20 protein-coding genes and 1 pseudogene are annotated in these 25,811 nt (G+C 69.3%); 15 read left to right on the top strand and 6 right to left on the bottom strand.

Going from position 1 to position 25,811, the window contains the following annotated elements; translation table 11 throughout:
* Positions 1–49: 49 nt before the first annotated feature.
* The 3 genes from fahA to ACFWP7_RS17395 form a co-directional block, all read right to left on the bottom strand.
* On the bottom strand, positions 50–1,240 hold the full coding sequence (fahA, locus tag ACFWP7_RS17405) for a fumarylacetoacetase (RefSeq protein WP_384382340.1): 1,191 nt from the start codon (positions 1,238–1,240) through the stop codon (positions 50–52).
* Positions 1,241–1,330: 90 nt separating this feature from the next.
* A complete protein-coding gene (gene hppD, locus ACFWP7_RS17400) occupies positions 1,331–2,536 on the bottom strand; it encodes a 4-hydroxyphenylpyruvate dioxygenase (protein WP_384382338.1) in 1,206 nt (401 codons plus the stop codon).
* Positions 2,537–2,774: 238 nt separating this feature from the next.
* Complete coding sequence (locus ACFWP7_RS17395) at positions 2,775–4,286, bottom strand: glycoside hydrolase family 3 N-terminal domain-containing protein (protein WP_384382336.1); 1,512 nt, start codon at positions 4,284–4,286, stop codon at positions 2,775–2,777.
* 557 nt (positions 4,287–4,843) lie between these two features.
* Between ACFWP7_RS17395 and ACFWP7_RS17390 the strand changes: the two genes are divergently transcribed.
* From ACFWP7_RS17390 to ACFWP7_RS17350, 9 genes and pseudogenes are all read left to right on the top strand, one after another.
* Positions 4,844–5,908, top strand: a complete 1,065-nt coding sequence (locus tag ACFWP7_RS17390) for a phytanoyl-CoA dioxygenase family protein (protein ID WP_384382334.1) — start codon at positions 4,844–4,846, stop codon at positions 5,906–5,908.
* Complete coding sequence (locus ACFWP7_RS17385) at positions 5,890–7,209, top strand: DUF6271 family protein (RefSeq protein ID WP_384382332.1); 1,320 nt, start codon at positions 5,890–5,892, stop codon at positions 7,207–7,209. The genes ACFWP7_RS17390 and ACFWP7_RS17385 overlap by 19 nt, the downstream gene beginning before the upstream one ends.
* 8 nt (positions 7,210–7,217) lie before the next feature.
* Positions 7,218–8,396, top strand: a complete 1,179-nt coding sequence (locus ACFWP7_RS17380; protein WP_384382330.1) for a type III PLP-dependent enzyme — start codon at positions 7,218–7,220, stop codon at positions 8,394–8,396.
* Positions 8,393–8,998, top strand: a complete 606-nt coding sequence (locus ACFWP7_RS17375) for a GNAT family N-acetyltransferase (RefSeq protein WP_384382328.1) — start codon at positions 8,393–8,395, stop codon at positions 8,996–8,998. The genes ACFWP7_RS17380 and ACFWP7_RS17375 overlap by 4 nt, the downstream gene beginning before the upstream one ends.
* Complete coding sequence (locus ACFWP7_RS17370) at positions 8,976–10,169, top strand: MFS transporter (protein ID WP_384382326.1); 1,194 nt, start codon at positions 8,976–8,978, stop codon at positions 10,167–10,169. Before ACFWP7_RS17375 ends, ACFWP7_RS17370 begins: the two co-directional genes overlap by 23 nt.
* Positions 10,170–10,542: 373 nt before the next feature.
* The gene (locus ACFWP7_RS17365; protein WP_384382324.1) at positions 10,543–11,436 is read left to right on the top strand and encodes a S1 family peptidase; all 894 of its coding nucleotides are present in this window, start codon (positions 10,543–10,545) and stop codon (positions 11,434–11,436) included.
* Between the two features lie 616 nt (positions 11,437–12,052).
* The gene (locus ACFWP7_RS17360) at positions 12,053–15,469 is read left to right on the top strand and encodes a CARDB domain-containing protein (protein WP_384382322.1); all 3,417 of its coding nucleotides are present in this window, start codon (positions 12,053–12,055) and stop codon (positions 15,467–15,469) included.
* A 361-nt stretch (positions 15,470–15,830) separates the two neighbouring features.
* Positions 15,831–16,073 (top strand): annotated as a pseudogene (locus ACFWP7_RS17355) (urocanate hydratase); the annotation flags it as partial.
* Positions 15,967–16,578, top strand: a complete 612-nt coding sequence (locus ACFWP7_RS17350) for a hypothetical protein (RefSeq protein ID WP_384382479.1) — start codon at positions 15,967–15,969, stop codon at positions 16,576–16,578. The pseudogene ACFWP7_RS17355 and the gene ACFWP7_RS17350, both read left to right, overlap by 107 nt.
* Here the strand turns inward: ACFWP7_RS17350 and ACFWP7_RS17345 are convergent.
* From ACFWP7_RS17345 to ACFWP7_RS17335, 3 genes are read right to left on the bottom strand one after another with little or no spacing between them, the layout of a single operon-like run.
* Entirely contained in the window at positions 16,562–17,461 is a 900-nt protein-coding gene (locus tag ACFWP7_RS17345) for an amidohydrolase family protein (protein WP_384382320.1), read from the bottom strand. The two genes, ACFWP7_RS17350 and ACFWP7_RS17345, sit on opposite strands and share 17 nt — an antisense overlap.
* The gene (gene hutH / locus ACFWP7_RS17340; RefSeq protein WP_384382318.1) at positions 17,458–19,137 is read right to left on the bottom strand and encodes a histidine ammonia-lyase; all 1,680 of its coding nucleotides are present in this window, start codon (positions 19,135–19,137) and stop codon (positions 17,458–17,460) included. Before hutH ends, ACFWP7_RS17345 begins: the two co-directional genes overlap by 4 nt.
* Positions 19,134–20,135 (bottom strand): ornithine cyclodeaminase family protein, encoded by a 1,002-nt coding sequence (locus ACFWP7_RS17335; protein ID WP_384382316.1) that lies wholly within the window; start codon positions 20,133–20,135, stop codon positions 19,134–19,136. The genes hutH and ACFWP7_RS17335 overlap by 4 nt, the downstream gene beginning before the upstream one ends.
* A 260-nt stretch (positions 20,136–20,395) precedes the next feature.
* Between ACFWP7_RS17335 and ACFWP7_RS17330 the strand changes: the two genes are divergently transcribed.
* From ACFWP7_RS17330 to ACFWP7_RS17305, 6 genes are all read left to right on the top strand, one after another.
* Entirely contained in the window at positions 20,396–21,547 is a 1,152-nt protein-coding gene (locus ACFWP7_RS17330) for an ABC transporter ATP-binding protein (RefSeq protein WP_384382314.1), read from the top strand.
* Entirely contained in the window at positions 21,544–22,209 is a 666-nt protein-coding gene (locus ACFWP7_RS17325; protein WP_384382312.1) for an ABC transporter permease, read from the top strand. Before ACFWP7_RS17330 ends, ACFWP7_RS17325 begins: the two co-directional genes overlap by 4 nt.
* Positions 22,206–22,895: an ABC transporter permease gene (locus ACFWP7_RS17320; protein WP_384382310.1), complete on the top strand. Its 690-nt coding sequence runs from the start codon at positions 22,206–22,208 to the stop codon at positions 22,893–22,895. The genes ACFWP7_RS17325 and ACFWP7_RS17320 overlap by 4 nt, the downstream gene beginning before the upstream one ends.
* 47 nt (positions 22,896–22,942) lie before the next feature.
* On the top strand, positions 22,943–23,863 hold the full coding sequence (locus ACFWP7_RS17315; protein ID WP_384382478.1) for an ABC transporter substrate-binding protein: 921 nt from the start codon (positions 22,943–22,945) through the stop codon (positions 23,861–23,863).
* 191 nt (positions 23,864–24,054) lie between these two features.
* Entirely contained in the window at positions 24,055–24,918 is an 864-nt protein-coding gene (locus ACFWP7_RS17310) for a MurR/RpiR family transcriptional regulator (protein WP_384382477.1), read from the top strand.
* 202 nt (positions 24,919–25,120) lie between these two features.
* Positions 25,121–25,777, top strand: a complete 657-nt coding sequence (locus ACFWP7_RS17305; RefSeq protein ID WP_384382308.1) for a hypothetical protein — start codon at positions 25,121–25,123, stop codon at positions 25,775–25,777.
* Positions 25,778–25,811: the final 34 nt, after the last annotated feature.

Genomic DNA, 25,811 nt, shown 5'->3' with positions numbered 1-25,811 from the left:
CAATGCCATACGGAGCACGCTCCCGACCGGATGGTACGCCTGCCCCGGGTCACACTGCGGCGCTGTGGATCCGGCCGGTGACTTCGCCCAGGCCGATACGGCCCCCCGTGGTGCCGGGCGCGGTGCCGCTGACGGTGACCTCGTCGCCGTCCTCCAGGAAGGTGCGGGCCGAACCGTCGGGCAGGGTGAGGGGGCGGGCGCCACCCTCGGTGAGCTCGATGAGGGAACCGCGTTCGTCGGCACGGGGGCCGCTGACGGTGCCCGACGCGTAGAGGTCACCGGTGCGGGTGGAGGCCCCGTTGACCGTCATATGAGCCAGCATCTGTGCGCCGGTCCAGTACATCGAGGCGAACGGGGGCGTGGAGATGAGGCAACCGTTGAGGCGGACCGCCAGTTCCAGGTCCAGTCCCTGCTTGCCGGTGTCGGCGAGATACGGCAGCGGCTCGGGATCGCGAGGGGGCGGGGTGGCCCAGGCGGCGTCCAGGGCGTCCAGCGGAACGATCCACGGGGAGACCGACGTGGCGAACGACTTGCCCAGGAACGGTCCGAGGGGAACGTACTCCCAGGCCTGGAGGTCGCGCGCCGACCAGTCGTTGACCAGACAGATCCCGAAGACGCGGTCGTGGAAGTCGGCCCCGGACACCGGCTCCCCTTGACGTGAGCCGGTGCCGATGACGAAACCGACCTCGGCCTCGATGTCCAGCCGCTGGGAGGGCCCGAAGACGGGCGAGGCGGCTTCGGGGCTCTTGCGCTGTCCATTGGGCCGGGTGACGGGCGTACCCGACACGACGACGGTGCCGGCCCGGCCGTGGTAGCCGATCGGCAGATGCTTCCAGTTGGGGGTGAGCGGGTCGCTGCCGGGACGGAAGAGACGCCCCAGATTCGTCGCGTGGTGCTCACTGGCGTAGAAGTCGACGTAGTCGGCGACCTCGAAGGGCAGGTCCAGTCGCACGTCCTGGAGCTGGTGCAGATGTGGCGTGACGGCCTGCCTGTACCGGCCGTCGGTCAGCAGTTCGGTCACCCGGGCCCGCACCTGCGTCCAGCGGTCGCGGCCCTGCGACATGAACGCGTTCAGCGACGGCCGGGCGAAGACCCGGTCGTCGAGCACCGCCGCGAGATCCAGCACCTGGGCGCCCACACGGATCCCCACACGCGGGGCGCCGTCGCGCGGGGAGAACACTCCGTAGGGCAGATTGCTGATCCCGAAGAGGTCGTCGGTCGGCAGGTCCAGCCAGGTCATGGGGCGTCGCTTCCGGTGTCTGAAGAGTGGTGGGCGGACCGGGTCGGTGACGGGATCCTTCGGTCGGCGCCCGTCACGGTCTGCTCCCGGTCAGAAGTTGCCGCGCCTGGCCTGCTCGCGCTCGATCGCCTCGAACAGGGCCTGGAAGTTGCCCTTGCCGAAGCCGAGCGAGCCGTGCCGCTCGATGAGTTCGAAGAACACGGTGGGACGGTCGCCGATCGGCTTGGTGAAGATCTGCAGCAGATAGCCGTCCTCGTCGCGGTCGACGAGGATGCCCCGCCGCTGCAACTCCTCGACCGGCACCCGCACTTCACCGATCCGGGCGCGCAACTCGGGGTCCTCGTAGTACGAGTCGGGGGTCGCGAGGAACTCCACGCCTTCGGCGCGCAGGGCGTCGACCGAGGCGATGATGTCGTTGGTGGCCAGCGCCAGATGCTGCGCCCCGGGGCCTTGGTAGAACTCCAGGAACTCGTCGATCTGCGACTTCTTCTTCGCCACGGCCGGCTCGTTGAGCGGGAACTTCACGCGGTGGTTGCCGCTCGCCACCACCTTGCTCATCAGCGCCGAGTACTCGGTGGCGATGTCGTCCCCGATGAACTCGGCCATGTTCGTGAAGCCCATGACCCGGTTGTAGAAGTCCACCCAGTCGTCCATCCTGCCGAGTTCGACATTGCCCACCACGTGGTCGAGGGCCTGGAAGATCCGCCTCGGCGCACCGGGCCGCTTCACGTACGAGGACGAGCGGGTCACATATCCCGGCAGGTAGGGCCCGTTGTAGCGGGACCGGTCGATCAGCGTGTGCCGAGTCGTCCCGTACGCGGCGAGCGCGGCCCGGCGTACGGTGCCGTGCTCGTCGCTGATGTCGTGCGGCTCCTCCAGGACCGTGGCCCCTTGGGCCCGCGCGTGCCGGACGCAGCGGTCGACGTCCGGTACTTCGAGCGCGATGTCGCTCACCCCGTCGCCGTGTTCGCGGTGGACGTCGGCGAGGGTGCTGCCCGGGGCCACGGCTCCCTTGAGGACGAAGCGGATGGCACCGCTGCGCAGCACGTACGCCTGGTGGTCACGGTTGCCGGTCTCGGGGCCGGAGTAGGCGATCAGCTCCATGCCGAACGCCGACTGGTAGAAGTGGGCGGCCTGCGTGGCGTTGCCCACCACCCACTCCACCGCGTCCCAGCCCGTCACGGGGAACGGGTCGCTGTTCTCGTCGTACTCGACCAGCCCGACCAGCTGCTGAAGCTGTGTCAGGTCCAGCTCGGCCAGGCGCTCCTGGCTGGTGAGAGTCTGCTCGATGCTCATGACGGAGCTCTCCTTCAGGCGAAGGCGGAAAGGCGGACCGTCCCGGGCCCACCGAAGTCGCAGCCCGCGATGACAGACAGCACAGCTCCTGAAGCCAGCCTGTGCAAGAGTTGCTCTGAATGCTGAGCAGACTGCCCAATCTGCATAGCTGGAGCGGCTCCAGGCTGGACAGAATGTTCAGCGAGGAGCCGCTCCGACATAGGGACCGGTTTCAACCGGCGCACCCGGGGCCCATGGCTCAGCGGGACCCCACCAGTACCTCCGCGGCGGCCACCCCGGAGGCGGCGGTGGCACCGTGGGTGAAGATCTGCCGCGCTCCCGGTACCGCGGCGCCCGGCAGGCCCATCTCCACGACGATCGCGTCGGGACGCGCGGCGATGAGGTCCGCGAGGGCGCGGGCCATCCACTCGTGCCGGGAGGCATCCCTGACGACGACCACCAAGGGGCGACCCGTGGCCGATTCCAGCGCGCAGGCCTCCAGGGCGGCGCTTTGCGAGTGCAGATCCTGATGCCGCACGCGGGCGATGGTCGTGCCGGGGAGCCGTTCGAGCAGCGGGGCGGCGACACCCCACGGGGTTTCCTTGCCGATGGCCAGGTTGGTGGTGGCCACGAACTCGACCACGTGTGGTGCGGCGGACAGGGGCAGGGCGTCCTGTACCGCTCCGGCCAGCCGGATGGCGCGGCGGGCGGCCGCGAAGCCGATGTCGTTGCTGATCGTGTCGACGGTGTCGGCCTGGGTCAGGCCGGCCGACCAGCCCGCGAACTCCTGCACGCGTCCCGCCGCCTCCTCGAGTCGGTCATGGCTGAGATCGCCGCGGACCACGGCGTCGACGAGAGAACCGGCGAGAAGGCCGACTGTGGCCTCCTCGGCGTTCTCGCCGCCGACGCAGATCGCGTCGGCACCGGCGACGACTGCTCGTACCGTGGCGCCGTCGATTCCGTAGCGGTCGGCGACGGCGCCCATCTCGATGGCGTCGGTGACGATCATGCCCTCGAATCCGAGCTCCCGGCGGAGCAGGCCGTCCAGGATGCGCGGGCTGAGAGTGGCGGGCAGGTCGGGATCGTACGCGGGGACCAGGAGGTGCCCGCTCATCACCGCGCGGACACCCGCGTCCAGGGCGGCCCGGAACGGAGGCAGGGCCTGGGTGGCTATCTCGTCGCGGGTGGCACCGTAGGTGGGCAGGCCGTGGTGGGAGTCGACGGCGACATCGCCGTGACCGGGGAAGTGCTTGGCGCAGGCGGCAACCCCGGCCGACTGGAGCCCCTGGATCCACGCGGCGGTGTGCCGGGACACCACCGTCGGGTCGACGCCGAAGGATCTGACTCCGATGATCGGGTTGTCCGGGTTGGAGTTGACGTCCGCGCTGGGCGCGTAGTCGAGGCTCACTCCGGCGGCGCGCAGTTGGCGGCCGAGACCGGCGGCGACGGACTCGGTCAGATCGATGTCGTCGACGGTTCCGAGTGCGAAGTTGCCCGGCCGGGTGGAGCCGGTCGCGGACTCGATCCGGGTGACGTCGCCGGCTTCCTCGTCGATCGCGATGATCAACGCGGGGTTCTCCGCGCGTAGTTGCCCGGTCAGTTCGGCGATCTGCTCCAGCGAGACGATGTTGCGGGCGAAGAGGACGACGGACGCCAGTCCGTCACCGATCTCGCGCAGAACCCAGGCCGGTGCCTCGGTACCCACGAACCCCGGTTGCAGGACGGAGAGCGCCAGCCGCCGCAACTCCTTGCTGTGCTTGCTGGAGACCATCGAGTGCGTTCGCCTTTCGGGAAGAGTCCGCGCATCCGTGCCGCCGATGCTCGCATCGACATGACGACATGCACTTGGTACAGACCAATGAGCTTTGGCCCAAGGCTAACCATTCGTGTCAAGGCGGCCCCGGGTCCGCGCACGGCATGGCTCTGGGGCTGTTGTCCGAGGTGACCGCCTTCCTGTGTACGAGGTGACCACCTTCCGCCCGCTTTCAACCGGCCGTCCATGTAGGCCTTTTGAGTGCGACATGCACTCAAATACATGTTTGACAGGGTGAGTTGGTCTAGTCCAAATTGGTGGGGCGCGAGTTCGAAGAGGGGCTGGTGTGGCACCTGATGCAGTGACCCTGCAGGCCGACCATCCCTTTTCCCTGTTGTGCGACGTGCGCCGCGTCCGGCTCCGTCGTACAACGCCGGTGCGCGTCCGGACGGCAGGTGCGCAGACCGTCGCACGTCCGGATCCACGTGGCGAACGTGCCGCAAGTCATCGGTGACCGCGTTTCCGTCCTCGTGGACACATCTGTCGACGGGGAAGACCGAGGTCTGGAGCACTGCATGCCCACGCCTGACCGATTTCTCCATCGAGCTGCTTCTCCCGTCCCCTACTTCAGCGCGGACGCCGAGACCTATCTGGCGCAGACCCCCCTGCGCGATCTGAAGAAGACCGTCCCGCTCAGGGTGTTGTCCGAAGAGGACTTCGCCTCATGGCAGACCTATGGCTACGTCATCGTGAAGCAGGCCATACCCACCCTGGCGGCCCGGAGCCTGCTCGACTTCACCTGGGACTTCCAGGGGCTCGACCCCGAGCGCCCGGACACCTGGTACGAGGAGCGCAAGTACCGCTCGGACCTGGACCGGGACCTGCACATCTACGGGTTCGTCGAGGCGTACCACCACCAACTCCTCTGGGACAGCCGCCAGGCGCAGCGGGTCTACGACGCCTTCGTCGACGTATGGGACTGCGAAGAGCTGTGGGTCACGCTCGACCGGCTCAACCTGAACCCGCCCAACATCAAGAACCGCGACCGGGCCCTGATACCCCGCACGGACGAGGGTTTCGACATCGAGCTGCACTGGGATGTCGACACCTCACTCGGAATTCCGCCCCAGCGGGTCCAGGGGATCATCGCGCTCAACGACATCACGCCGGAACTCGGCGGCTTCCAGTGCTCTCCCGAGCTCTTCCGGCAGTTGGACCACTGGAAGGCACTCCAGCCGGACGACCGTGACCCGATCCGGCCCCGGATCGACCGGGCCGAGTTCCCCGTCTTACGCCCGGAACTCAAGGCCGGCGACCTGCTGATATTCAACGGCCTGCTGGCACACGGCGTGGCCCCCAACACCTCGCAGAACGGCGTACGGGCGGCGCAGTACCTGTCGATGATGCCGGCACTGGACACCCACCAGACCCTCAGGCGTTCACGGGTCGACTCGTGGCGCAACCTCAGCACACCGGACTGGAACGCGACACTGCTCGGCGATTCCAGGCTGCACGAAGCCTTGAGGTACGACAGGGCCGACCTCGACGAACTGGGCGCCAAGTTGCTGGGCCTCGCGTCCTGGAGCGGTGTGGAGCTGGACGAGCCGGTCGGAGAAGCAGCATGCGCCGAATATGCCTGACCCTTCCCACGAACAGACCGTGCACCGCGACGATCGAGGCCATCGCTGAGGAAGCGGCCTACGCCGCCGAGTACTTCGACGCCGAGGTGCACCTGCTGATCCTCGACTCCTGCGACACACCCGCCTATGCGGAACACGCCGAGACCGTGCGCCGCCTCCCCGCCCATGAACGGATCGTCGTCCACCACATCGACGAGGCGGAGCAACAGGACTTCCTCCAGCGGGTGATCGGCCGGGCCGGGACCATGAAGCCCGACCTCCTGCTGGACCTGATGCTCCCCGAAGGCCTCTCCTACGGCGCCTGCACCAACCGCGCGTTCCTCATCGCCGTCGCGCTCGGCTGCGAGTCCGTGCACCGCAGGGACTCCGACAGCCGGTACCAGGTCGTGAACGGCGAGACCGTCTTCCCCATTCATCACGAGCTGACGGCGCTCGGCAGACGCGCGGCCGATGTCGCGCCGTATGTCACCGAGACCACGCTGGCAGCGCAGCACGAGGACAAGCGGGTCGCGATGGTCGGCAGCTCCTTCGTGGGCGAACTGTCCGTGGACATCGGCGACATACTCCGGATCGACCCCGACGTGTACTACGACATGGTCAGCCTGTGGGCACCTGCGCACTGGTCCCGTGAGATGAAGCAGGAACTCGTCGACGACTCCTTCCGCGGCGCGGGCACGGACCCGTTCGTCAAGGACCACTCGACGCTCGCCCTCGTGGACCCCATGCGCGTGGACATGTGCAACGTCAGCTTCCACGGAGTGCACGAACGCGTGCCGCTGCCGCCCGCCACCGACACGATCGGCAGCGACTACTTCCTGATCCACCTGGTCCACGACGCCGCGTTGCCCGGTGTGCTGCACAACCGCAACATCGAGAACTTCTACACCGGCGAACGAAGAACCGACGCCGGGTTCATGGCCTACCAGCTGCGCTACGTCAAGTTCCTGCTGTCGATGCTCTACTTCAACTCCATCTACGACCAGATGGCCGCGGCAGGCCCGGCGCTGCTCGACGACGAAGGACAGCTACGCGCGTCCGTCGTCGCCCGGTTGGCGAGCGAGAGCACGGGGCTCGACCGCACCGAGAACGTCCAGCGTCTGGACATCCTGGACACCTCCTACCGCAAACTGGGCGGAATCTACGCCGAGTTCGCCGACCTTCTGGCGACGCGCCGCGAACGTCTCCTCGACGAAGCGCGCAGCGACATCGAGGACTTCGCCCTCCTGGTCGAGGCATGGGACCCGCTGGTGCGCGTGGCCAGGCGCACCCCCGTACACCTGTCACCGGGGCGGCCGGGGTGACCGAGACCATGACGCAACCGTCCGCGCCTCTGCTCGCCGCTCTGACCGCCGCCGACGAGGACCGGATCGTCCTGGACCTGGCCGGAATCGAGGAGCGGTACGAGACGCTGCAACGCGAACTGCCCGGCGTCCACGTCCGATTCGCCATGAAGGCCTGTCCGGTGGACGAGGTGCTCGCGTGCCTGGCGCGCAAGGGCGCCGGAGTAGACGGGGCAAGCCCGCGTGAACTGGAACAGGCGCTGCGGGCGGGGGTGCCGGTCGGCCGCATGCACTACGGCAACACCGTCAAGTCCGACCGGGACATCGCCGACGCCTGCCGTCTCGGCATCAGGGACTTCGCGACCGACAGCCTGGAGGACGTGGCGGCGATCGCGGCCCATGCTCCGGGAGCCCGGGTGTTCTGCAGACTGTCGACCAGCGGCGAAGGGGCGCTGTGGGGCCTCAGCAACAAGTTCGGCTGCTCGCCCGCCGACGCGGTGCAGGTGCTGGAGGCGGCGCGGGATCAGGGCCTGACACCTTCGGGCCTGTCCGTGCACGTCGGTTCCCAGCAGATGACGGCGGACGCCTGGCACAGCGCCGTCGAATGCGTGGCGGACGTCCTGACCGAGCTGGGCAGCCGTGGGATGACGCTGGACCATGTCAACCTCGGCGGCGGTCTTCCGGCGCTCGGATACCTCGACCGGTTCGGCCTGCCGCTCGACCCGCCGATGGACAAGATCTTCGCCGTGATCCGCGAGGGGATGCGGTACCTCAGGGGTGTTCACGGCGACCACTTGGAGTTCGTCATGGAGCCGGGCCGCTACATGGTCGCCGACCATGGCGCCATCCGGGCCCAGGTGGCCCGGCTGTCCGAGCGGCGGGGACCGGACGGTGAGCGTCAGTACTGGCTCTATCTGAGCGCCGGCAAGTTCAACGGCCTCTATGAGATGGACGCGTTGCAGTACCGGCTCGTGTTCCCCACGCACCGCGACGCCGAGTGCGTCCCCGCCGTCGTGGCGGGGCCCACCTGTGACAGCGACGACGCCTACCACCATGAACACGGCCTGGTCGACGTACCCAAGGACCTGATGTCGGGGGACCCGGTCTGGGTGTTGTCCAGCGGTGCCTACTCGATCAGTTACATGACCGAGGGCTTCAACGGTTTCGCCCCGCTCCCGTACACCCTGACGAACGCGGGTCGCCCATGAGCGACGTCGTACACATACGCCCCATCACGGACGCCGACTGGGACGGCATCGTGGCGATGGAGTCCTGCGCCTACACCGGACTCGGCCTGTCGGAGGGGCGGGCCGCGCTTCGGTCCAGGGCGGGCGTCTCACCGAGTACGTGCTTCGTCCTGGACGTCGGGTCCGGGCCGGCCGGCTACCTGTTGGCCATGCCCTATCCGGCCTTCCGGTACCCGGGTCTGGAACGGGCCGAGGAAACGGTGGTCCCACCGCGCCCGGGGCCCGCCTCGGGCAATCTGCACCTGCATGACATCGTTATCACGGAGGAGTTACGCGGCAGGGGACTGGCCCAGCGCCTTCTCCACCACCTCGCGTTGACCGCCCGGCGGCGTGGGGACGAGCGGATCTCGCTGATCGCCGTCGGCCACAGCGACAGCTTCTGGTCGGCGCGCGGGTTCACCGCTCACCCGGGGATCTCTCCCGGCGGTTACGGCACGAACGCCGTCTACATGTCCAAGGCGGTGCCGACCGACCTGGGTGCACAGCCTGAGCCGACCGGCGTGGTGCCGCGCGGCCCCTCCGCCCCGACGAAGCGAGCTGATGTCCGTGTCCCGTGTCCATGAACCCTCCGTCCGTGCCCACAACCCCTTTCTCCGTGCCCAGCTGGCGATCGCCGCGCTGTTCTGTTCGCTCGGTTTCCAGTACGCCACCTGGGCCGCACGGATCCCCGCCATCAAGGCGGATCTCGATCTGACCGCGGCCGAGGTGGGGGTGCTGCTGATGGCGGCGGGGATCGGCGCTGTGGCGTCGTTCCCCCTGGTCCCGGTGCTCATGAAGCGGCTGGGTTCGGCGCGACTCGCGCTTCTGTCGACCCTCGGCCTGACCCTCCTGCTCCTGGCGCTGGCCGCGGCGCCGAACTATCCGGTCGCCCTGCTGGTCATGTGTGCCGACGGCGTCCTTGTGGGATGCCTGAACGTCGCCATGAACGCGCAGGGAGCAGCGCTTGAGGCGCGGTACGAACGCAACACCATGGCCCGGCTGCACGCGACCTTCAGTGCCGGCTCGCTGCTCGCGGCACTCCTCGCGTCCGGTATGAACGCGGCGACCTCGTCGGTCGCGACGCACTTCGGCGTGGCGGCCGTGGTCCTCGTCCTGCTGGCCGCCGGCGCGCGGCCCGGTCTCCTCGCCGAGGACGCGCGTGCCGAGGACAAGGACAAGGAGGAGGAGAAGAGCCGTAGCCGTTGGACGCTTCCGTCCCGTATGACGCTGTGGATGTGCCTCGCCATGGCGTTCGGCACCGTCACGGAGGGCTCCATGAACGACTGGTCCGCCCTCTACATGAAGGACGTGGCCAAGGCGTCGGCGGAACTCGCGCCCCTGGGCATCGCCGTGGTGGCGGGAATGATGGTGGTGGCCCGCCTCTTCGCCGACGGCTGGCGCAGCCGCTGGGGCGACGGACGTGTCGTCGTCCTCGGCAGCGCGCTGGCCGCCGCCGGCCTGGCCTTCGCTCTGGTGAGCGGGGGAGTGGTGCCGGCCCTCGTCGGGTTCGCCTGTGTCGGACTGGGATGCGCGGCCGTGACCCCGTGCGTCTACGTGGCCGCCGCCAAACAGGGCTCGGACGCGCTGGCGCTCGTCGCCGCCATGGGCACGACGGGCCTGCTGGCCGGCCCGCCGTTCATCGGTTTCGTGGCGAACTCCAGCAGCCTGGTGTGGGGTCTTGGCGTGGTCGCGGCCGCGGCACTCGTGGTGACCCTGTGCGGCACGCAGATCCGCTGGACACCGGTGAGTGGCTGAGTCGTTCCGGGTCCTGTGAACGGTTCTGTGCGGGCAACCGAGACCGCTCTCGACTCCCAGTGGGCCAACTCCGGCTTTGCGGCCGGAGTTGGCCTACCGGTGACTGGCACGGCCGGGGACAATGAGGCGTTGATCGGCTGCCACTGGATCTCGTCGACCAACTGCTGCCCGCGCTCCACGACTTGTCCCCCGCCCCCTTCGGCGGGGCACCTCTCGTTGGTGTGCACGCACAGCAGCACGTACGTCGTCGGTGCGCACGACAGCATCAAGGCACGACAGCAGCGCGGCACGGAAGCACGGCACGGAAGCACGGCACGCCCGGTGTCCAGCCGCGCGTGGCGAACCTGACGGACCGTCCTCGGGAGATTCGGTGATGAGAGCACGCCGTACCACCATCAGGCGTTCCCGGCTGATTGCCTCGGGGTTGAGCCTGCTCGTCGCCGCCGCGCTCGCGGTGTCCGGCCCTCACGCGTCCGCGGCGCCCACGGCCGGCGCCGCACCCTCCACCGCCGCGGTGTCCGGCGTGACCTCGGCCGTCGAATCCCTGGGTATCGCCGGGACGACGTGGGCCGTGGACGAGGCCGGGAGACTACGGGTTCTCGCCGACTCCACGGTCGCCGAGGCGGACCTGGCCGGACTCCGCCGCGTCGGCAGCCGTTTCGCCGGTGCCATGACCCTCGAACGCCTCGACGGGCGGCTGCGCACCCTCCTCTCGGGCGGCGACGGCATCTACAGTTCCGGTTGGCGCTGCTCGGCGGGCGTCAACGTGAGAAGCGGTTCCACCTACTACTTCGTCACCGCAGGCCACTGCACCGCCGGCCTGCCCACCTGGTACACGACCTCCGCCATGACGACCCTGGTCGGCCCGACCACCGCCACCAGCTTCCCCGGCGACGACTACGGCCTCGTGAGGTACTCCAACCCCGCCGTGCCACACCCCGGGACCATCGGAACCATCTACATCTCCGGGACCGCGCCTGCCTACGTCGGCCAGAGCGTCTGCCGCCGGGGCGCCACCACGGCTGTCCGATGCGGCGTGGTCACCGGGTTGAACGCGACCGTCAACTACGGGAACGGAGACATCGTCTCCGGACTGATCAAGACCAACATCTGCGCCGAACCGGGAGACAGCGGCGGGCCACTCTTCTCGGGCGACAAGGTCATCGGCATCCTGTCCGGCGGCTCGGGGAACTGCACCACGGGAGGGACCACCTACTACCAGCCGATCCAAGAAGTGCTGAACGCCTACGGCCTGTCGCTCGCCTGACAAAGCGTCGGACCTCAGCACCTCAGCACCTCACGCCCGTCGCCGGGGCCGGCTCCGGTCGCGCGTCCGCGGCACTGCCTTGTTCGCCTCGCGGACGCGCCGGTGAGATGCCCCTGGTGGGTCGACCGACCACGCGGTCCGCTCCTCAGTCCTCCGAGGTGACCCGCCCGTCTTCGAACACCGCTGTGTGCTGAGGGACCTGGCGCCTCGGGACCCGGCCGACGCCGCGCCGGTCCGTGACCGCCGCGATGCTCCCGGACCCCCAACTCCCCCCACCCGCCGGGCTACGCCATGCGACCGGCACGCGCGACACCCGGCTGACGGCCCACCGTCCCAGCCTTCTCCCCAGCACCGGCTCACCACACGACGACACGTCGTGCGCATGCCATTGACAAACGGAACCGTAGCCAGAAATCTGTCATGCGAGAGCAAAGAGCCGATCGAATCACGCAAATTAACGACTGCCTATCGGCAATCCTCGGCAGACGGGCCCTGGTCCGCCCCTGCCACCTCGCGTACCTTCGCGCTTCACCGTTGACTTCCCGGCCCCCGGCCGGCCCCTCTGCATCTCTCAGCACGCTCCCCCGTCGTCCCCCTGCCATGGAACGAGGACGCCATGAGACGGAAGCGCTTCGGCCTACGGACGACCATCGGCCTGCTTCTGGCCGGCCTGGTCACCGTCGGTCTCCAACCCAGCACCGCCACGGCCGCACCGGCGGCGGTCCGCGGACCCAACCTGGCGCTCGGCAAGAGCGCCACGACCAGCGGGTCCCTCAGCGGCTATCCCGCCACGAACGTCACCGACGGCAGCCAGCAGAGTTACTGGGAGGGCCCGGCCGGGTCGTTCCCGCAGTGGATACGCGTCGATCTCGGCGGCACCGTCGAGGCCAACCAGGTCGTCCTGAAACTGCCCACCACCTGGGAGGCCAGGACTGAGACCCTCTCCGTCGAGGGCAGCACCGACGGCTCCACCTTCACGTCCCTGGCCGGTTCGGCCGCGCGTCGCTTCGACCCGGCCGGAGCCAACACGGTCACTCTGGACTTCACCGCCCGCAGCGTGCGTCATGTCCGCGTGCAGGTGAGCGCCAACACCGGCTGGAACGCTGCCCAGTTGTCCGAGGTCGAGGTCTACGGCACCGACGGCGGGGGCGAACCCGAGGAGCCGCCCGTCGACGGGACCAACCTCTCCCTCAACAAGCCGATCGAGGCTTCCTCGACGGTCCAGTCGTTCGTGGCGACCAACGCCAACGACGGGCAGGTGGGCACCTACTGGGAGTCCAACGGCCAGCCCGCGACGCTGACCACCAAACTGGGCGCCAACGCGGACCTCAGCGGAATCACCGTGAAGCTCAACCCGAACGCGGCCTGGGCGACCAGGACACAGAACATCCAGGTCCTGGGACGCGAGCAGTCCGCGAGTGGATTCACCTCGGTCAAGGCCGCCGCCGACTACACCTTCAACCCCGCCACCAACGCCAACTCGGTCACGATCCCGGTCAGCGGCCGTTACGCGGACGTGCAGTTGAGGTTCACGAGCAATTCGAGCGGATACGGCGCGCAGGTCGCGGAGTTCGAGGTCATCGGCGCCGCGGCCCCGAACCCCGACCTCGTCGTCACCGACCTGACCTGGACGCCGGCCGCACCCACCGAGTCGGACACCGTCACGGTCCAGGCGACCGTGCGCAACTCCGGTACGGCCGCCGCCCCCGCCACCACGGTGAACGTCAGCCTGGAGGGCACCGTCGCAGGCAGCGCCCCGGTCGGCGCGCTCGCAGCGGGCGCCTCCCAGACCGTTTCCGTGGCCGTGGGCAAGCGGGCCACCGGGACCTACACGGTCTCCGCCGTGGTCGATCCGACGGACACCGTGCCCGAGCTGGACAGCACCAACAACAGCCGTACCGCGGCGAACAAGCTGACCGTCACCCAGAGTCCCGGACCCGACCTTGAGGTCACCGGCATCACGACCAACCCGGCCAGCCCCGCGGCCGGCGCGTCCGTGTCCTTCACCGTCGCGGTGCACAACCGGGGCATCTCGCCCACGCCCGCGGGCTCCGTGGCACGCCTCCAGGTGGGCGGCACCACACTCAACGGCACGACGGGTGCGATCGCAGCGGGTGCCACCGCCAACGTCACCATCAGCGGGACGTGGACCGCCACGAGCGGTGCGAGCGTGCTCACCGCGACCGCCGACGCCACGAACACCGTCACCGAGACCAACGAGAACAACAACATCTTCTCCCGCTCGATCGTGGTCGGCCGCGGAGCAGCGGTGCCCTACATCGAGTACGAGGCGGAGGACGGGACGTACCAGGGCACCCTTCTGACGACTGATCAGCTGCGGACCTTCGGTCACACCAACTTCGCCACCGAGTCGTCGGGTCGTGCCTCGGTGCGTCTCAACTCCACCGGACAGTACGTCCAGTTCACCTCGACCAGCCCGGCCAACTCGATCGTCGTACGCAACTCCATCCCGGACGCGGCGGGCGGCGGGGGCACCGACGCCACCCTGAGTCTCTACGCGAACGGCACCTTCGTACGGAAGATCAACCTCAGCTCCAAATACAGCTGGCTGTACGGCAACACCGACTCACCCGAGGGGCTCACCAACACCCCGGGGACCGACGCTCGCCGACTCTTCGACGAGTCGAACGCGCTGCTCACACAGACCTACCCGGCGGGCACCACCTTCCGGCTGCAGCGCGACGCGGGCGACACCGCGTCCTTCTACATCGTCGACCTGATCGACCTGGAGCAGGTGGCCCCGCCCGTCTCCCAGCCGGCCGGCTGCGTCTCGATCACGCAGTACGGTGCGGTGCCGAACGACGGCATCGATGACACGGACGCCATCCAGCGTGCCGTGACCGCCGACCAGAACGGCCAGATCGACTGCGTGTGGATCCCGGCGGGCCAGTGGCGCCAGGAGCAGAAGATCCTCACCGACGACCCGCTCAACCGCGGTGAGTACAACCAGGTCGGCATCAGCGACGTCACCATCCGCGGTGCCGGCATGTGGCACTCGCAGCTCTACACACTCACCCCGCCCCAATCGGCGGGCGGCATCAACCATCCGCACGAGGGCAACTTCGGGTTCGACATCGACGACAACACCAAGATCTCGGACATCGCCATCTTCGGCTCGGGCACCATCCGGGGCGGCGACGGCAACGCCGAGGGCGGGGTCGGCCTCAACGGCCGGTTCGGCCAGGACACGAAGATCACCAACGTGTGGATCGAGCACGCCAACGTCGGGGTGTGGGTGGGCCGCGACTACAGCAACATCCCCGAGCTCTGGGGGCCGGGCGACCGGCTGGAGTTCACCGGGATGCGGGTCCGCAACACGTACGCCGACGGCATCAACTTTGCCAACGGAACGCGCAATTCGACGGTGGAGAACTCCTCGTTCCGCAACACCGGTGACGACGCCCTCGCCGTGTGGGCCAGCAAGTACGTCAAGGACCAGGCGGTCGACATCGGCCACGACAACCACTTCCGCAACAACACGGTCCAACTGCCGTGGCGGGCCAACGGCATCGCCGTCTACGGCGGCTACGGCAACACCATCGAGAACAACCTGATCTACGACACCATGAACTACCCGGGCATCATGCTGGCGACCGACCACGATCCGTTGCCCTTCTCCGGGCAGACGCTCATCGCCAACAACGGGCTGTACCGCACGGGCGGTGCGTTCTGGAACGAGGATCAGGAGTTCGGAGCCATCACCCTGTTCGCCCAAGGGGTGAACATCCCAGGGGTCGTCATCCGTGACACCGACATCCGTGACTCGACGTACGACGGCATCCAGTTCAAGACCGGCGGCGGCACGGTGACCGCTCAGATCACCAACGTCACCATCGACAAGTCCAACAACGGATCCGGCATCCTCGCCATGGGCGGCGCCCGCGGCAGTGCCACTCTCAGCAACGTCACCATCACCAACTCGCGCGACGGGAACATCCTCATCGAACCCGGCTCACAGTTCGTGATCAACCAGAGCGTCACGAGCAACGGCCTCAGGCCTCCACAGCCGTAGGGGATCCCCGGGCACAGAACCGGACTTGATGGGCTCGCTCCGGAAAGGGGGCGGGCCCATCAGCCTGTGGTCGCAGTCACGGGGCGATCGCATTGAGCGCGTCGAGCAGGCGAGGGCTCGCGGGCGAACGCTCGTCGGGGTCGCCCGGTGTGGCGAGGGAGTTCGCCGTCGATGATGTCGCAGTGGCCGATGGCCCGGATGGGCGACGAGCAGACGTGGACGATGATGGCGCCGGCGTCGTGGTCCATCCGCGGACGCCCGATCCCGGGAACGCGAACGACTCGTCGGCCCCGAACCGGCGAGCGCGGCGCGGGCCCCCACCGGCAACCCCTCCTGCCAGGCGGAACCGACGCGCCGCGCGTTGCTGATCGCGTCCGCGATGGTGGTGCCCGCCCGGTCGGACGCGGCGGAGTTCCGCCGCCCGGAGAACGCCGGGCTCACCATGTACGCGCAGATGACGGCCGCGTCCTGGTTCCACATCGGTACCCAGGGCGTTCCTGGCTTCACCCACGAGATCTTCGCGGCCATCACCCGCCGCCACTTCGGCGGCTCGCTCGCCGGACGGCGGGTGGTCACGGCCGGGCTCGGCGGCACGGGCGGCGCACAGGGTCTCTCGCATCGCGAACCGGGGGAGCCGGGGCCTGATCGTCGAGGCCGAGCACGAACGCGCGCGGCGCAGACTCGGCGCGGGCTGGGCGCGGGCTGGGTCGACCGCATCGCACCGGACTACGGAGCGGCGGTCGCCGACCTCACCGGCTCGTCCGTCCCCCGCCGCCGTCGCCTCGCCGTCCCGGGAGACCGAGGGGATGCTCGACGGCAGCTACGCGATCGCCGACCGGCCCGTCCTTGCCGCGCTGCTCAACGCCGGGCAGGGCGCGACCTGGGTGTCCGTCGGCAACGGGGGCGGCGTCGGGGTGGGCCGGAGCATCCACACCGGCCTCACCCTGGTCGCGGACGGCACCGACCTCGCGGAACGCAAGATCCGCCGGATGTTCTGGACCGACCCCGCCCTGGGCGTGGCCCGCTACGCCGACGCCGGATACGAGGAGGCCGTCCGCAAGGCCCGGGAGGCGGGCCTCGATCTGGGCTCGGTCACTCCTTTCCGGTGAGCAGGCGCCACGGATTGGCGACCCGGAAGGCGTGCTCCGCGCCTGCGCCCAGTCCGAAGCCGGTGAGTTGCGGCGGCTCCGCGTAGGGCCGGTCCGTGCCCTGGACGACGGCTTCGGCACCAAGGGCACGGACGATCGCGTCGACAGCGCGCGGACCGTACGAGGACGTCTCCACGAACACGCCCGGATCCACCCCGTCCCGGCCACCGCCCCGGGCCGCGAGGCGCTCCCCGTGCAGCGGGGCGAGCCCGGCCAGCAGCGCGAAGCACACCCGAAGCCGCGGATGGCGAGGCCGGCCGAAGGCCCGGAAGGCGAACCAGGCGGCGTGCATCTGCTGGACGTAGGGGACCAGCGCGGGCCACCAGCCCGGCGCCGAGGACTCGCCGGACGCGGGCCCCGGGTGGACGAACAGCGGGAGGCCGCGCGCTTCGACCAGGTCGAGCAGCGGGGCACACCGCGCATAACCGGCCGCGTCGGCAAGGGCGTTCGCCGGCAGCTGCAGCCCGGCGAACCCCCGGTCGAGTACGGCGGCCGTCGCGTCGGCGTCGATGTCCCGGACGCAGGCGGCGGCCCAGGCACCGAACGGTTCGGGCAACCCGGCCGCGTCCTCGTGGTAGGCGTCGAGCAGAGGCCGTGCCTCCTCGGCGGGCAGCCACTCCACCCCGAGCGGGGCGGACAGCGAGACGAGTGCCAGGCCCAGGCCGTCGGCGGCGGCGACTTCCGTACGCCGGGCCACGTCATGGTCGGCGGGGGAGACCTCGTAGGGCGGCTCGCCCTCGACGTACAGCGTCCATCCGTCGAGGAACGGCGGCCTGTCGCGCGCCCGCAGTGCCGCCACGAACGAGCTGCTCCACAGATGCTGGTGCACGTCGATATTGGTCACGACGCTCCCCCTGCCATAGCGCGCAGGGCGCTTCGGACATCGGCGGACCCCAGCACGTCGCTGCTCACGCGTTCCACGTCCACTCCACAGGGCCGGTCGTCGTCCAGCGGGGGGACGACGTTACGGACCGCGCGGTGCAGGAGCCCCGGCCCCTGTCCGAGGGTGGTCAGTGCGGCCAGGTCCACCGCCTGGGTGGCCACCAGGGCCTCCACGGCGAGCAGTTGACGCAGCCGGACGAGCATCGTCGTCAACCGCCTTGCCCCGAGCGCCGCGTTGGTCGAGTCGTCCTCGACGGCGTCCGCGCCGTGCCGGGGGTCGGTGGACACCGGTGCGGACAGCATGCGGATCTCGGCGACGAGCGCCTGTGCCGTCTTGGACAGCGGGGCGAAACCCGAGCGCTCCGGGCCGTACGACGTGAGGTTCGCGGGCAGTCCGCTGACGGTCGGGTTGAGCAGCCGCCGCATGCGTTCTGCGGAGATCGCCGCGGTCTGCGTCAGGGCCAGCGCGAGGGTGTCGAAGGCGAGGGCCAGGGCGGGGGTGTGGAAGTTGCCGGATGAGAGGATCTCTCCGGTGTCGGCCAGCACCACCGGGTTGTCACCGCAGCCGTTGAGCTCCGGTTCCAGCGCGGCGACGGCGAAGTCCAGTGCGGCGTACAGAGCGCCGTGCACCTGGGCCGCGCAGCGCAGGCTGACGGGATCCTGGACCCGCCGCGCGCTCCGGGGATCGCCCAACTCGCCGCCGTCCAGCAGGGCGAGCAGCTCACGCGCCGCCCGCGACTGTCCCGGTGCCGGACGCAATTCCAGCACGCGGGCGTCCAGCGGGCTGGTGTTGGCGCGGAAACCCTCGAAGGTCAGCGCGGTGACCGCCTGGGCCAACGTGAGGACGGCGGCCGTCTCGTGGAGGGCGAGGGCGCCGTTTCCCGCCGCCAACGGGCTTGCGCTGCACAGCACATGGCCGTCCTTCGGACCCAGTTCGGCCGGGGCGAGACCGGCCCGTCGCAGCGCCGCGGCGCCGTCGAGCACCTCACCGTCGAACTCGGCACGGCCCTCGCCCATCACGACCAGACCGACATGGGCCATCTGACACAGGTCGGACGCGCCGATCGACCCGACCTCGGGTATCACCGGATGCACACGCGAGTTGAGCAGGGCGACGAGCAGGCTCAGGATCTCCGGCCGGACTCCGCTGCCGCCGCCCGCGATCCCGTTCACGCGGGCGAGCAGGGCGGCGCGTACGACAGGGACGGGCAGCGGATCGCCGATCCCGTTGGCTCGGCCCCGGACCGTACGGACGCTGAACTCTGTGAGTTCGTCGCGCGGCAGGGCGTACGACGACCGGTTGCCCAGCCCCGTCGTCAGGCCGTACGTCGGCACCTGGCGGTCGACGACATCGTCCACGACGGCGCGGTCGCGGACCAGCCGGGGGAACACGTCGGCGGCCAGGGTGACTTGGGCGCCGTGGTGGGCGACGGCGACGACGTCGTCGTAGGAAAGCGTCCGCCCGTCGACGACGACGGAGGATGCCCGCTCGCCGGCGCCGGCCGAGCCGTCGGAGAGTGTCCGCCCGTCGACGGCGACCGAGTCACTGGAGAGGCTCCGCCTGTCGGATGCGATCGCATCACCGGAGAGGCTCCCCTTGCCGGCTGTGATCGCGTCACCGGAACGCGCGCCCGTCATGAGAACCGCAGCTTCTGGCCGAGGCCGCGCTCCTCGGCCTTCGCCAGCATCGCAGCGCCCAGCGCGATGTCGGATAGGGAGAGCCCGCGATGCCAGAAGAGCGTTGTCTCGTCCGCGCGTTCACGGCCGGGCTTGTCACCGACGATGATCTCGCACAGCTCGCCGTGCAGGGTCTCCTCGCTGAGCCTGCCGGACGCGACGTGGGCGCGCAGCGCACCGAACGGCCCGGACCGGCACTGGCCCCAGTCGTCGACGACGATCTTGTCCATGACGTCGGTGAGGGAGAGTTCGACCGCGCTCATCGTTCCGTACGGCACGACCAGGGTCCCGGGGGTGATCCATTCGGTCTTCAGCAGCGGCTCCGGGCGCTCCAGCCTGGAGGCCTCCACCACGATGTCCGCGCCTTCGACACAGGTCCGCCAGTCCTCGGTCACGATGACGGGCTTGCCGAGGTCGCGCTCCAGCCGCTCGGCGAAGGCCTTGCGGCTCTCGGGACGGCGCGAGTGGACACGTATCTCGGTGAGGTCGAAGATCCGGTCCAGCAGGCGGACATTCCAGTACGAGGTGGCGCGGGCGCCGATGTGACCGAGCACCTTGGAGTCCGGGCGGGCCAGATGGCGTGCTCCCAGCGCGGTGAGGGCGCCGGTGCGCATCTCCGTGATGGCGGTGGCGTCGAGGATGGCCACCGGCATACCGGTGCGCGGGTCGAAGAGGTTGAGCAACGCCATCTCGGAGGGCAGCCCGGCCTTGTAGTTGTCGACATAGTCACCTACGATCTTGACTCCGGCCAGCCCGAGCGGGGCGACATAACCGCGCAGGACGTTGAAGTGGCCGTTGAACGCGGGATCGGGCGTGAGGTGGACGCGCGGTTCGATGACCGTCTCTCCGCGGCCCTGGGCGCGTAGCCCCTGCTCGACGGCGTCGAGCACCTCGGTGTCGGACAGCTCCAGCTGCTCGATGTCCGAGCCGTTCAGGAAAGTGAACCGGACCGGTTCCATGGGGTGGCTCCCTGCCTGGGGGATGGCTGGTGGGGGACGGCGCGACGGGGGCGGTGTGGCCGAGACGTGACCGTCGACGACAACTGTCGGGGTGGATGTGGTTTACATGGAAAGGCATATGGAGTCATCAATCGGCACATTTCGCGAGCTCCGATCTCGCCTTCGCAGGAACGTAACGCGCCGTTTACGAAAGAGCATTGACTGCCATTCAGTCACGGGCAACTCTGCATGACCATATGCAGTCGGGGTAAGGGGCAGCCTTGATCAGGTTCGACGCGGTAAGCAAAAACTATCCAAACGGCACGACAGCCGTGGACGAGCTGTCCCTGGAACTGGAAGAGGGCGGCATCACGGTTCTGGTGGGTCCTTCAGGCTGCGGCAAGACCACGACCCTGCGCATGGTCAACCGCATGGTGGAGCCGACGGCCGGCACGGTGAGCCTGCGGGGCCAGGACATCCGGGAGGTCAACGCCCCGGAGTTGCGCCGCGGCATCGGTTACGTGATCCAGCACGCCGGGCTGTTCCCGCACCGCACCATCCTCGACAACATAGCCACGGTGCCGCTGCTGCTCGGCTGGAGCCGGAAGAAGGCGCGTGCCCGGGCTGCGGAACTGCTTGAACTGGTGGGACTGCCGGGCGAGATGGCCAAGCGCTACCCGTACCAGCTCTCCGGCGGACAGCAGCAGCGCGTCGGGGTCGCCAGGGCGCTGGGTGCCGACCCGCCGGTCCTCCTGATGGACGAGCCGTTCAGCGCGGTCGACCCGATCGTGCGGGGAGAGCTCCAGGCGGAGTTCATCCGGCTGCAGAAGGAGCTCCACAAGACGATCGTGTTCGTCACCCATGACATCGACGAGGCGATCAAGCTCGGCGACAACATCGCGGTGTTCCGAACCGGCGGCAAACTCGCGCAGTTCGACACCCCCGAGCGTCTTCTCGCCCATCCCGCCGACGAGTTCGTGGCCGACTTCGTGGGCCAGGACCGCGGTATCCGCCGACTGTCCTTCGTCAAGGCGGCCGATCTGCCACTGCGCGACGGTCCGGTGCTGCCGGCGACCTCTTCCGTGGCGGTGGCCCGGGCGGCCACCGACCCGTGGGTGCTCGTCGTCGACGGTGACCGGCGACCGCTCGGCTGGACCGCGGTCGCCGAGCTGCCGGAGGGCGGCACGCTCGCGGACGCACCTTTGACACCGCTCGGCCACACGTTCAGCCTTGTCGGCGACTCGGCGCGGGCCGCCCTCGACGCGGCGCTCCTGTCGCCCTCCCGGCTCGCGGTGGGCGTGGACGGACAGGGCGCGGTCATCGGCGTCGCGGACGCCTACGAGCTGTCCGCGGCGATGGCCGGGGGCGAGGCCGGGGGCCAGTCGGCCGCGGGAGAGGCCGCCGTGGCGAAGACGGCCGGGGGTGAACGATGAGTGAGGGGGAGCCCCTGGTCCGGTGGGACTGGATCGGAGATCATGTCGACGAACTGGCCCACTACACCGGTGTCCATCTGCAACTGGGCCTGCTGCCGGTGCTGTTCGGCCTGATCATCTCGGTGCCGCTCGGCATCCTCTGTCATCGCTGGCGATGGCTGTATCCAGCGGTTCTGACCGTGACCAACGTGGTGTACGCGATCCCGTCGCTGGCCATGTTCATGATCTTCGTCCGGTATACGGGGCTCACCGAACGCACGGTGATGATCCCGCTGACGCTCTACACACTGTCGGTCCTCGTGCCCAACGTCGTGGACGGACTCGCCTCGGTTCCCGAACCGGTCAGGCAGGCGGCCACCGCGATGGGATTCAGCACGGTGCGCCGTGTCGTCCAGGTCGAACTGCCGATCGCCGTACCGGTCGTCGTGGCCGGTGTACGCGTCGCCGCCGTCTCGTCCATCAGCCTCGTCGCCGTGGGGCAGTTGATCGGGCAGGGCGGTCTCGGCTTCTACATCACCCGGGGCCTGCAGCTCGACTTCCCGACCCCGATCATCACCGCGATCGTCCTGATCATGCTGCTCGCACTCGTCACCGACGCGGTGCTGGTCCTCGCGCAGCGGCTGCTCACACCCTGGGCCCGGGGCAAGGGGGCGGCGGCATGAACGACCTGGTGAACCAACTCCAGCTGGTCGGCGACTGGTTGACGTCCTCGCAGCAGTGGCACGGCGACGACGGAATCCCCCAGCGTCTCCTGGAACACCTCACCTACAGCGGCATCTCGCTGCTGTTCGCCACCCTGATCGGGCTCACCTTCGGGCTCCTGGTCGGACACACCGGCCGTGGGGCCTTCGCCGTCGCCAGTGTCGCGAACCTGGCGCGGGCGATCCCCACCTTCGGCCTGGTGGTCCTCGTCGTCACGCTCGCCGGACTCAGCACCACGCCCGTCCTGGTCGCCCTGGTCGCGCTGGCGGTCCCGCCGATCCTCATCAACACCTTCGAAGGCGTCCGCGGTGTGGACGCCGACACCCGGGATGCCGCACGCGGGGTCGGCATGACCGAGTGGGAGGTACTGGTGCGGGTGGAGGTGCCGATGGCGCTGCCGCTGATCCTGCTCGGGCTGCGGGTCGCCGCGATCCAGGTCGTGGCCACCGCGACCATCGCCGCCTATCCCGGCCTTGGAGGCCTGGGCCGCTTCATCGTCGACGGGCTCGCCCGCAACGACTACGAACTGGTCATCGGCGGCTCCACCGTCGTCGTCGTGCTGGCTCTCCTCGTCCAGGTTCTCTTCACCGCGCTGCGGCGCGTCATCGTCTCGCCGGGACTTCAGGGCCCGGCAGCAAAGTCATGAGTTTCTGAGCTCCAGGGCTCTTGAGAGAGGAAAAACCCATGAGAAGCATGATCCGTGGCGCTGCGTTCGGCCTGATCGCCGCGCTGTCCCTGAGCGCCTGCGGCGGCAGCGACAGCGACGAGAACCCGCTGACGGGGAGCAGTGGCGACAGCGACAGCAAGGCCCTGGTCGTCGGCTCGGCGAACTTCCCGGAGAACCAGCTGCTCGCCGAGATCTACGCCCAGGCCCTGGAGGCCAAGGACCTGAAGGTGACCCGTAAGTTCGACATCGGGGCCCGAGAGGTCTACTACGACCAGATCGTCAAGGGCGGCATCAGTGTCTTCCCCGAGTACAACGGCGCGCTGCTCGCCGTCGCGGTCGACAAGGAGAGCACCGCGACCAGCACCGCGGATATCAACACCCAGCTGAAGGCGAAACTCCCCTCGTCGGTGGAGATACTCGACTCCGCCGCGGCCGAGGACAAGGACTCGGTCACGGTCACCTCCGAGACTGCCGAGAAGTACAACCTCAAGACGCTCGCCGACCTCAAGCCTGTCGCGGGCGACATGACCATCGGCGCCGGCTCCGAGTTCAAGACCCGTACGCAGGGTGCGGTCGGTCTGAAGACGATCTACGGCGTGGAGTTCGGGAAGTTCCAGCCGCTGGACGCGGGTGCCCAGAGCACCCTGCTCGACCTGCTGAAGAAGAACACGGTCCAGGCCGCCAACCTCTACACCACCGATCCCGCCATCGTCGAGGACAAGCTGGTGGTGCTTGAGGACCCGAAGAACCTGTTCTCCTCGCAGAACATCACGCCCCTGGTCTACAAGTCCGCGGTCAACGACACCGCCAAGGCGGCGCTCAACGGAGTCTCGGCCAAGCTCACCACCGAGGACCTGCTGGAGATGATGAAGAAGCTCGTCAACGACAAGGAGGACGCCAGCACCGTGGCCAAGGAGTGGCTGACTCAGGTCGGCCTCGTCAGCTGACCGAGGTGGTCCCCGGACCGTTCCTGGGGCAGGCCGGCCCGGAGCGGGCGGTACCGGCCGTGGGTCCGACCACCCGGCCACCGCCCGCCCGGCCGTGAGTCCCACCGGGCGGGACCGAGAGCCAGGCAGGAACGAGGTGATGCGTGCGACCGGCTGACGAGGAGTTGCGTGCGACCGGCTGGGGGATCGAGATGAGCGAGAGCGATGTCGACGAGGCCGGCACACCCGGCGCCTCCACCCGGCTGCACCAGCTCTTCGAGGGGCGTCGGCTCACCCCCACGCAGCGCCGCATCGCGCACTGCCTGGTCCGGCAGGCGGCGGCCGTGCCCTTCCTGTCGAGCGTGGAGCTGGCCCAACTGGCCGGGGTGAGCCAGCCGTCGGTGACCCGCTTCGCGGTCGCCCTCGGCTTCGACGGATACCCGGCACTGCGCCGACATCTGCGGGAGGTCGCACCCGCCGCTGTCGCCGTGGACGCGCGGCCGAGCAACCAGTACCAGCAGGCGGTACAGGCCGAGATCGACAACCTGCGGCAGCTGGCCTCCCTGCTCGCCGACTCCGGGCCGGTGGAACGCGCGGGCCGGCTGCTCGCCGCCTCGCGCCCGCTGCCGGTACTCGGGCTGCGCGCCTCCGCCGCCCAGGCTCGCGGCTTCGCCTACTTCGCCGCGAAGGTGCATCCCGACGTACGACTGCTCGACGAAGGCGGGTCCTTGCTCGCCGACCGCATCGACACCGCCCGGCACGCCGGGGCGAGCGCACTCCTGTGCTTCGCGCTGCCGCGTCATCCGCGCGAGCTCCTGGACGCGCTCGGCCACGCCCGGGCCACCGGACTGACCGTGGTGACGATCGCCGACGGCACGTTCGCCCCGGTGGCCGCGCACAGCGACCTGCTCCTCCCGGCCGCGGTGGGCACCGGCCTGGTCTTCGACACGGTGAGCGCTCCCATGCTGCTGGGCCAGGTCCTCCTGGAGGTGATGTGCGACGGTCTGCCGGACGCTCAGGTCCGCCTGGAGGAGTTCGACGCACGGGCGGCGGCGCGAGGGCTGTTCGTCGACTGAACGATCCACCTGTCGATGCGTCAGTCCCCTGACAGCCGAATGCCGTCGAGGTATCGGCAGCCGCATCATGCGGGCGGAAGATGCTGGTCAGCGCCTTGTCGGCGAAGCACTGGGGCCGAATGGCGGATACGTGATCGGTTGCGGGAAGGAGCGGTGGTTCCCACGGTGGCCCCAGGAACTGCAGCTCTCGAAAGGACTGTGCATGCGTGCCCTTGTTTCCCGCGGACTCCTCCTGTCACCTCTGGTCTGCGCCGCTCTGGTCTTCGGTCCGCTCGGCACCGCCGCTGCCGCTGTCGACGTGTCCCGGACGGCTCCGGGCGGTGCCGCCGCGGCATGGTCCTCCGCCGAGGCGGACGCAGTACTGGAACGGCTTGACGTACTGGACAGGGTGAACCACCACGACGACCTGCTCGACCCTCTGCTGGACGTGCTGTCCACCCTCACCGCACGGCCCGCCGGCCCTCTCGACGCGGTCGAGGCGGCCGGTCTCGCGACAGCGGTGGAGACGGCGAACGCCTCACTCCAGCAGCGGCTGAAGGAGCGGGCCGGTATCACCTCGAACACGACGGACCGAGCCGGTATCACCTCGAACACGACGGATCGGGCCGGCGTCACTTCGAGCACGACGGATCGGGCCGGGGTGGCCGCAGCCGACCCGGTCTCCGATCTGGTGGCCCAGCTCCAGGCGGCGATCGACAGCCTGGTCAAGGCGCTGACCTCGCTCGACCTGGGCGCGGTGCTCGGCGCGGTCACCGGCTTGCTGTCGCCGGTGCTCGGCCTGGTCACCGGGCTCCTGGGCGGCGCGACGTCCGCGCTTCCGGCGCTGCCCGCCGCGGGCAGCCCGGCGACCGTTTCGTAGCGGTGGCGGTGTGAGTGGCGGGGTGCGGAGGAAC

Source organism: Streptomyces sp. NPDC058470 (assembly GCF_042721055.1).
Lineage (GTDB): Bacteria > Actinomycetota > Actinomycetes > Streptomycetales > Streptomycetaceae > Streptomyces.
This window is presented reverse-complemented; position numbering and strand designations above follow the sequence as displayed.